General features: G+C 63.0%; 1 protein-coding gene. It reads right to left on the bottom strand.

The genetic code is table 11. The features are described from left to right. Nucleotides 1-1121 (bottom strand): phospholipase C (locus BX592_RS33630; RefSeq protein ID WP_279589223.1); only part of this gene is annotated, 1121 nt, incomplete at both ends.

Here is a 1121-nt window from a genome sequence, read left to right on the forward strand (position 1 = left end):
GTGCGCGGCTTCGACACGTCCTGCGTGAAGTCGAACATGCTCATGATCGAGTTGTCCGCCGCGTCGTTCGAACCCTGACCGATGCGTGTGCCGTTGAGCCAGTTGTCCTCGATGAACTTCGTAACCGACGACTGGTTGATCTGCACGTCGTCAACGAAGTTGGCCTTCGCGAACGGCGAGATCACGATAAACGGAATACGCGTACCCGGACCGCAGCGGCCGTTGACCGTCGCACCGTTCACGCCGATACCAGGACCCGACGAACCGTCAGTGGCCGAACAATTACCCTGTGCGCCGCCGACGAAATCCGACGTGGAGAACGACGAGGTGGTCGGCTTCTGGAAGCGGTGGTCGTACCAGCCATCCGAGTCGTCGTACGTGACGATAACCGCGGTGTTCTTCCAGTCCGGCTGCTGCTGCAGGAAGTTCACCGTGTTCACGATGAACTGCTGCTCGTCGAGCGGATCCGAATTGCCCGGGTGGCCATCACCCAGTGCTGGCGCCTTCAGGAAGCTGACCGACGGGAAGTTGCCCGACGACACAGCCGCGAAGAAATCATCCGTGTCGTACTGGTGGTGCACCGGCGTCGCCGTGTTGTCGAGCGTCGGCTCGGTCGAGCCGACCATCGCGAGCGACGTCGGACGCTGGTGCGTCGGGTTCGCGGTCGACGTGTAGTACTGGAACCACGCGTGGTGCGGCACGTAGTCCGGGTCAGGAATGCCAAGCAGCGTCGAGAACGTCGAGCGGGTGCAACCCGTCGAGCCGTTCTCGTTCATCGTCTGCAGGTTGAAGCCGCCCATAAAGCCGCCCCACGTGATGTTCGCTGCGTTCAGCAGGTCGCCGATGTTCTTCGAGGTCAGCATGACCTGGCTGGTCTGCGACGAGCAGACGTCGTGACCCGGGTCCGTATCGCCGATCAGGCTCAGGCCGCCCGCATTGTCAGGCACCGTCGAACCGCTGCCGACCACGTTCACCGCGCCGTTGTTCTGGCCGGAGATCACCGCGATGGCGCCCGGTGTCGACGGACCGTACGTGTCCGTGTACGCGTTCTGGCTCATCGCGAAGTGCTGCGCGTAGTTCCACAGCCCCGTCACCGTGTTGCCGTCGAAGAAGCCGAGCAC

It is taken from the genome of Paraburkholderia rhizosphaerae, assembly GCF_004366595.1.
GTDB classification, from domain to species: Bacteria; Pseudomonadota; Gammaproteobacteria; order Burkholderiales; family Burkholderiaceae; genus Paraburkholderia; species Paraburkholderia rhizosphaerae.